The 7,412-nt window shown below is 71.6% G+C and carries 6 protein-coding genes; 3 read left to right on the top strand and 3 right to left on the bottom strand.

Annotation, left to right across the window (positions count from 1 at the left end):
- Both ACYF6T_RS41555 and ACYF6T_RS41550 read right to left on the bottom strand, forming a co-directional pair.
- The coding region (locus ACYF6T_RS41555; protein WP_461703163.1) for an acyl-CoA dehydrogenase family protein at positions 1-466 on the bottom strand (466 nt) is incomplete at its 3' end.
- A gap of 130 nt (positions 467-596) precedes the next feature.
- A complete protein-coding gene (locus tag ACYF6T_RS41550; protein ID WP_461703162.1) occupies positions 597-2,198 on the bottom strand; it encodes an MFS transporter in 1,602 nt (533 codons plus the stop codon).
- A gap of 262 nt (positions 2,199-2,460) precedes the next feature.
- Between ACYF6T_RS41550 and ACYF6T_RS41545 the strand changes: the two genes are divergently transcribed.
- Entirely contained in the window at positions 2,461-3,720 is a 1,260-nt protein-coding gene (locus ACYF6T_RS41545) for a glycosyltransferase family 39 protein (protein WP_461703161.1), read from the top strand.
- Positions 3,721-3,958: 238 nt separating this feature from the next.
- Complete coding sequence (locus tag ACYF6T_RS41540; protein WP_461703160.1) at positions 3,959-4,978, top strand: phosphatase PAP2 family protein; 1,020 nt, start codon at positions 3,959-3,961, stop codon at positions 4,976-4,978.
- 87 nt (positions 4,979-5,065) lie between these two features.
- Here the strand turns inward: ACYF6T_RS41540 and ACYF6T_RS41535 are convergent, their stop codons facing one another.
- Positions 5,066-5,281, bottom strand: a complete 216-nt coding sequence (locus ACYF6T_RS41535; protein ID WP_461703159.1) for an I78 family peptidase inhibitor — start codon at positions 5,279-5,281, stop codon at positions 5,066-5,068.
- A 429-nt stretch (positions 5,282-5,710) separates the two neighbouring features.
- On the opposite strand from ACYF6T_RS41535, the gene ctaD reads away from it, so the two are divergent.
- The gene (gene ctaD / locus ACYF6T_RS41530) at positions 5,711-7,405 is read left to right on the top strand and encodes an aa3-type cytochrome oxidase subunit I (RefSeq protein ID WP_461703158.1); all 1,695 of its coding nucleotides are present in this window, start codon (positions 5,711-5,713) and stop codon (positions 7,403-7,405) included.
- Positions 7,406-7,412: the final 7 nt, after the last annotated feature.

Below are 7,412 nucleotides of genomic sequence, written 5' to 3'. Positions count from 1 at the left end.
GCATGGAGGCGGGGTCGGAGCCGTGGTCGGGCTCGGTCAGCCCGAAGCATCCGATGACCTCGCCGGCGGCCATGCGCGGCAGCCAGCCCTGCTTCTGCTCCTCGCTGCCGAAGCGGTGGACGGCGTACATCGCCAGCGACCCCTGCACGGAGACGAGGGACCGGATCCCGGAGTCGGCGGCCTCCAGCTCCAGACAGGCCAGCCCGTACTGCACGGCGCCGGCCCCGGCGCAGCCGTAGCCCTGGAGCGACATCCCGAGCGCCCCGATCCCCCCGAGCTCCTTCGCGAGCTCACGGATGCCGGGCAGTTCGCCCTTCTCGTACCACTCGGCGACGAAGGGCAGCACGCGGTCGGCCGCCCACGCCCGCACCGTCTCCCGGATCGCGAGATCCTCCGGCTCCAGCAGGTCGTCGATCCCCAGCGGATCGGCGGGATCGAACGGGGGCAGCTTCGAGGACGCGGACATGGGAACACCCTCCGGCACGATAAAAACTAGCACTGCTAGTCACGATACGGACCCCGACGTTACGACGCAGTGTCGCGCACGTCCAGCGCGCATCCCACACCCCGCCGCCCCCGGATCGGCCGGCGGTCTCTCACACCGAGACGCGGGACTCCACCACGTCCCGAGGCGCGGGCACCGGTACCGTCCCCACCGGCTCCCCGCACTGCATCACCCGCGGCAACCGCAACGCCATCACCGCTCCCAGCAGCAACAACCCCGCGCTCACCAGCAGCGTCACGTGCAACCCGTGCACGAAGGAATCCCGGGCCGCCCGCCGCAGGGCGACCCCGACCGGCCCGCCCAGCTGCGCGGCGACCTCGTAGGCCTCGCCCAGCGAATGCCCCGCCGCGGCCGACGCCGAGGCCGGCACCCCCTGCACGGACGCGAGCCCGGGCGCGTACGCCGCGTTCATCACGGTGCCCAGCAAGGCGATCCCGATCCCCGCCCCGAGCTGGTACGAGGTCTCGCCGATCGCCGCCGCCCCGCCCGCCTGCGCCGGCGGAGCCTCGCTCAGCATCGACTCGTACGCCCCGAACAGGGTCGTCTCCAGTCCGAAGCCCAGCAGCAGGAACCCGGCCACCAGCAGCCCCGTGTTGTCGGAACCGCCCATCGCGGTCAGCAGCAGCACGGCCCCGGCGGTCAGGCAGAACCCGAAGCACACCATCCGGCGCGGCCCGAACTGCCGCAGCAGCCGCGCGCCCGCGAGCCCCGCCGCCATCGCCGCGAAGGTCAGCGGAAGCAGCCGCAGGCCGGTCTCCAGGGGCGACAGCCCCAGCACGAGCTGCAGGTACTGCGCCGCGATCAGCTCCAGCCCGACCAGGGCGAGCATCGCCAGCACGATGCAGCCCACCGCCGTGCTGAACGCGGGCCGGGCGAACATCCGCAGGTCCACCAGCGGATGCGTCCGGCGCCGCTGCCGTCGTACGAACAGCACCAGCAGTACGGCGCCCGAGGCCAGGGCCACCACGGTGACGGCGCCCGGCTCGCCGCCGCCCAGCCGTTTCACGCCCAGCACCACCCCGAACAGACCGGCCGCCGCCATCAGCGCGCCCACCACGTCCCACGGCCCGTCGCCCGAGCCGCGCGACTCCGGCAGCAGCACCCGGCCCACCGGCAGGCTGACCAGCATCAGCGGGATGTTGACGAGGAAGACCGAACCCCACCAGAAGTGCTCCAGCAGGAAGCCGCCGAGGAGGGGGCCGACGGCCGCGCCGACCGCGGCCACCGCGCTCCACACGCCGATCGCCACCGCCCGCTCGCGCCGGTCGGGGAAGACCTGGCGCAGGATCGACAGCGTGGCCGGCATGATCATCGCCCCGCCGACGCCGAGCAGCGCCCGGGCGAGGATGAGGACCTGGGGATCGCGGGCGAGGGCCGCGAGGCCGGAGGCGACGCCGAAGAGGGCGTAGCCGAGCAGCAGGATGCGTCTGCGGCCGACCCGGTCGCCCAGCGTGCCGAAGAGGATCAGCAGCGAGGCGCAGACCAGGGGGTAGACGTCGACGATCCAGAGCAGCTCTATCGCGCCGGGTTTGAGGTCCTCGGTGACGGCGGGCACCGCGACGTGCAGGACGGTCGCGTCGACGGCCACCAGCAGCAGGCTCACGCACAGGACGACGAGGACGACCCAGCGGTTGGCACCTGCCCCGGCCGTCCGACGGCGCAGCGCGGCGGCGGCCGTGGTCGTCCCGGACATGTACGTACCTCCCAGATGTTCCCTCGCGTTCGGCGGGCACACGGGGTGGGGACTCCCCGTGATCTCGGCCGGAGAGGAGCGGCTGTCTCCGGCCCGCGCAACGAAGGCGAGTGACACGTCAGCGTACGCGAGTTCGCGCGGCGGTCACGTGGCGGACCTCTCAGACTCCGCGTTGAACTCGTGTGGCGTACGCCACTCCCCTTCCCCGGCAACCACGCGCGGCCCCGCCGCCCGGTTCCGTCCGCGGTCGATAATCGAGCCCGTGACCGATCTTGCGACGCGTACCGCCCCGCCCCGCCGGGCGGCCCTGCGCCGCGCGGCCCCGGCCCTCCTCGGGTACGCGGCCGTCCGCGCCCTGGGCCTGGCCGTGCTGGCCGTGTGGAGCGCCGCGCGCGGCAAGAGCGCGTACACGCTGCTGACGGCCCGCTGGGACGCCCTGTGGTACGCGCGGGTCGCCGGGCCGGGGTACGGCTACGAGGTGCGGCTGCCGAACGGCGACGTCCACTCCGACCTGGCCTTCTTCCCGCTGCTGCCCTGGCTGGAGCGGCTGCTGCACGCGCTGACCCCGCTGTCGTACGCCGACGCGGGCTTCGCCGTGGCGCTGCTCGCCTCGCTCGCGGCGGCCTGGGGGATCTTCGCGGTCACGGAGTTGGTGTACGGCGCCCGGGCGGGCGTGTGCGCCGTCCTGCTGTGGGCGGTGCTGCCCGTCGGGATCGTGCAGTCGATGGCGTACAGCGAGTCGCTGTTCACCGCGCTGGCCGCCTGGTCGCTGTACGCCGTGCTGAGCGGGCGCTGGCTCGCGGCGGGCGCGCTGGCCGCGCTCGCCGGGCTGACCCGGCCGGTCGGGCTGGCCGTCGTGGCTGCGGTGTGGGCGGCCGGGATCGCCTCGTTCGGGCGAGAGCGGAGCACGCCGGATCCGCACGGCGCGCGTAGGGGCGGACGCGCCCCCAGGCCGCCCGGGGAGGGCCCCGCGGGGCGCGAACCGGGACCCGTGGGCGCGCGGGGCGCCCCGTGCGCCCCCACGGCCGCACGACGCGCCGTGGCGCTGCTGCTGGCCCCGCTGGGGGCCGGCGGATACGTCCTGTGGGTCGGCCATCGCACGGGAAAGGGCCCGCTCGGCTATCTCGACGTCCAGGCGGGCTGGCGCAACGGCTTCGACGGCGGGTACGCCTTCGCCCGCTTCGTCGCCGGCAGGTTCACGTCGTTTCCGTCGGCGCTCGCGGGGGCGGGGCTGATCGTCGGGGTGGGTCTGGTCGTGTGGCTGTACGTCGTCTGCGTACGGCAGCGCCAGCCGCTCCCCCTGCTGGTGTACGCGGGTGTCGTCACCGCGCTCGCCCTGTGCGCGTCGAGCTACTTCGGCTCGAAACCGCGCCTTCTGATGCCCGCGTTCCCGCTGCTGCTGCCCCTCGCCCTGGCCCTGTCCCGGCTGCGTACGCGCAGGTCGGCGCTGGTGGTGGGCGGTCTCGCCGCGCTGTCGGCCGTGTACGGGGCGTTCTGGCTGAACGGCTCCGGTCCCCCCTGACCGGCTCGCGCCGGGTGATGAGCCGCCGGGTAAATCCGCGCCAGCTTTCGGTGAACTAATTCGAAAGCCGCAATTAACCGATCCATGGAATGATCAAAGGAATTGAAGGGACCGGTCGGCGAGCATTGCGGAATCCCTGGCAATAAACCTCTTCCTGAGAGGAATCCCACATCACATCGTCATCACAAAGCCGCTGATTCGACGGAGAACGGAGCTCACTCGCTGTAACGTCGATTGGGTGCGTACCGAACGAAACCTCACCCGTCTGGACCGGGTGTTCGCGAGGCTGGACCGGGAGCCGGAACGACCGGCCCACATCGACGTGCCGAAGATGAGCCGGCACCGGGTGGCGCTGTTCGCCGGCACCCTGGCGTTCTACCTGGCGATCATCTGGCTCGTGGTGACCACCTCCTGGCTGGTCCGCCTCGACTGGCAGGTCATGTTCTTCCGCCCGTACCAGCAGTGGTCGGGTATCCACTGGTTCGTGGACTACTACGTGGTGCTCGGCCAGCGCGGCCCCACCGCCGTGATGGTGGCGGCCTGGCTGGGCTGGCGCTCCTGGCGGCAGCACACGCTGCGCCCGCTGCTGACCCTGGGCACCTCGCTGCTGCTGCTGAACCTCACGGTCGGCGCCGCCAAGATCGGCATGGGGCGCCTCGGACCGCACTACGCCACCGCCATCGGCTCGAACGAGATGGGCCTGGGCGGCGATATATTCCCCAGCGGCCACACCGCCAACGCCGTCGTGACCTGGGGAATCCTGGCCTATCTGGCCTCCACCCCGCGAGCGCGCAGATGGCTGTCCGCCGCCTCCGCGGTGACCTCGCTCGGCGTCGGGATGGCCACCGTCTACCTCGGTACGCACTGGCTGAGCGACGTCCTCCTGGGCTGGGCCGCCGGCCTGCTGATCCTGCTCGCCCTGCCGTGGTGCGAGCCGCTGATCGCCCGCGCCGAGGTCCGCATCCTCGACCTGCGCGACCGCTGGCGCTCCCGGCGCGGCGCCCCGGCCCCCGCACCGGCCGCTCCCGCCCCGGTGCTCATCCAGCCGGCGCGTCCCAGCGCCCGGGACGAGGCCGCGGCCCGCGAACCGGCGGCCCCCGCGGCCCGCTCCCCCCGGGCGCCGGTCTACCTCGCCCCGGGGCCGCACACGGCCCGCTCGGAGCGCACGCCGGTCACCCCGGCCGGCAGCCGCCGCCCGCCGCACGCGGACCGCGTCCCGCGTGGCACCACGACGACCCGCCCGCTCACGGGCAACTAGCCGACAGGACAGCGGGGCCGGTACGCACAGCCACCCCCGCACGACGAAGGCCCCGGATCTGTCCAGGATCCGGGGCCTTCGCGCTGCTCAGCCCTTCCAGGCCCGCGCCACCCGGCCGTCTCTGACCTCGAAGTTCAGCCGGCCCGCGCGGTACTCCATCGTGATGATCGCGCCCGGCGGCAGCGAGCGCACGGTGCCCCAGCCCCGCTCGCGCGCCAGGCGCTCGGCACTGGCGGCGTCGAGGCCGACGTAGGCGTCCGGACTGTCCTGGGGCTCCGCCTGCGGAGCGGGAATCGGTGCCATGCCGCCACGCTAGGCGTGATCCGGCGGACGGGGAAGCCCGGACCGGTACCGAGGGTCACGCATCCCCCTCGCGTCACACTTGTGTCACAGGATCACGACACGCGTTTCGGCCCGGATCACTCACACGTACGAGCGGTTCCGTACGCCTTCCGCGGTCAATCGGACGTGATTTCCGCGTGTCGCGGCGACCCTTCCATTAGGCCGCCGGAAAGAGCCCCCGAGAACTGCCTCCGGACTCCATTCCCGCCGGATTCCGGGCGGCCCCGCCGGCGCTGACGCCACATGGGAAATACACGGTTTCCGCACACGACGTCCGCACGCACCCTGTCGGAGCGCACGCGTCGCGCGCATCATGGCGTGAGCTCACGGCCACGCGTGGCGCGGGCTTGGGCGGACCCGAACGCGACGAAGCGAAGGGGCGAGCGAGCCATGGGGACCCAGACCGTGCAGGCAGCGGCGCGACCCGTGCGGAACAAGCGGCACGGCCGGCTGGTCGTCGACTGGCTGACCACCACCGACCACAAGAAGATCGGGCATCTGTACCTGATCACCTCGTTCGTGTTCTTCCTGGTCGGCGGGGTGATGGCGCTGCTGATGCGGGCCGAACTGGCCCGGCCCGGACTGCAGATCGTGGACAACCACCAGTACAACCAGCTGTTCACGATGCACGGCACGATCATGCTGCTGCTGTTCGCCACCCCGAGCTTCGCGGGCTTCGCCAACGAGCTGATGCCGCTGCAGATCGGCTCCCCCGACGTGGCCTTCCCGCGGCTGAACATGTTCTCGTACTGGCTGTTCCTGTTCGGCGGCCTGATCGTGCTCGGCTCGCTGCTGGTGCCCGACGGGTCGGCCGCCTTCGGCTGGTTCGCCTACGCGCCGCTCAACGACTCCGTGCACTCCCCCGGCGTCGGCCCCGACCTGTGGATCATGGGGCTGGCACTGGCCGGCTTCGGGACGATCCTCGGCGCGGTCAACTTCATCACCACGATCATCGGGATGCGCGCACCCGGCATGACGATGTTCCGGATGCCGATCTTCACCTGGAACACCCTGTTCACGTCGATCCTGATCCTGCTGGCGTTCCCGGTGCTCGCGGCGGCGCTGCTGGTGCTGGAGGCGGACCGGCGCTTCGGCGCGCAGGTCTTCGACCCGGCCAACGGCGGGGCGATCCTGTGGCAGCACCTGTTCTGGTTCTTCGGCCATCCCGAGGTGTACATCATCGCGCTGCCGTTCTTCGGCATCATCACCGAGATCATCCCGGTCTTCTCCCGCAAGCCGATCTTCGGCTATCTGACGCTGGTCGGCGCGACCATGTCGATCACCGGACTGTCGGTGGTGGTGTGGGCGCACCACATGTTCGTCACCGGTGCCGTGCTGCTGCCGTACTTCTCCTTCATGAGCTTCCTGATCGCCGTGCCCACGGGCGTGAAGTTCTTCAACTGGACCGGGACCATGCTCAAGGGCTCGCTGTCCTTCGAGACGCCGATGCTGTGGGCGGCCGGCTTCCTGGTGACGTTCCTGTTCGGCGGCCTGACCGGGGTGATCCTGGCCTCGCCGCCGCTGGACTTCCACGTCTCCGACACCTACTTCGTGGTCGCGCACTTCCACTACGTCGTCTTCGGCACGGTGGTCTTCGCGATCTTCGGCGGACTGTACTTCTGGTGGCCCAAGTTCACCGGGAAGATGCTCGACGAGCGGCTCGGGAAGATCCAGTTCTGGACGCTGTTCACCGGCTTCCACACCACGTTCCTGGTGCAGCACTGGCTCGGTGTGGAGGGCATGCCGCGCCGGTACGCCGACTACCTGGCCGCCGACGGCTTCACGGCGCTGAACACGGTCTCCACGATCGGCGCGTTCCTGCTCGGCCTGTCGACGCTGCCGTTCCTCTACAACGTCTGGAAGACCGCCAAGTACGGCGAGAAGGTCGACACCGACGACCCCTGGGGGTACGGCCGCTCCCTGGAGTGGGCCACCTCCTGCCCGCCGCCCCGCCACAACTTCACGGTGCTGCCGCGCATCCGCTCCGAGTCGCCCGCGTTCGACCTGCACCACCCGCAGTACGCGGCCGTGCCCGAGGAGCCCCTCGGGGAGGAGCGCGAGACAGCCGGTCCCGAACGGTCCTGACCCACCG

It is taken from the genome of Streptomyces sp. 7R007 (genome assembly GCF_054850255.1).
This window is presented reverse-complemented; position numbering and strand designations above follow the sequence as displayed.

Coding starts and splice junctions, on each gene's coding strand:
- ACYF6T_RS41550 (WP_461703162.1), bottom strand. CDS start 2,198: ATGTCCGGGACGACCACGGCCGCCGCCGCGCTGCGCCGTCGGACGGCC.
- ACYF6T_RS41535 (WP_461703159.1), bottom strand. CDS start 5,281: ATGGCACCGATTCCCGCTCCGCAGGCGGAGCCCCAGGACAGTCCGGAC.
- ctaD (WP_461703158.1), top strand. CDS start 5,711: ATGGGGACCCAGACCGTGCAGGCAGCGGCGCGACCCGTGCGGAACAAG.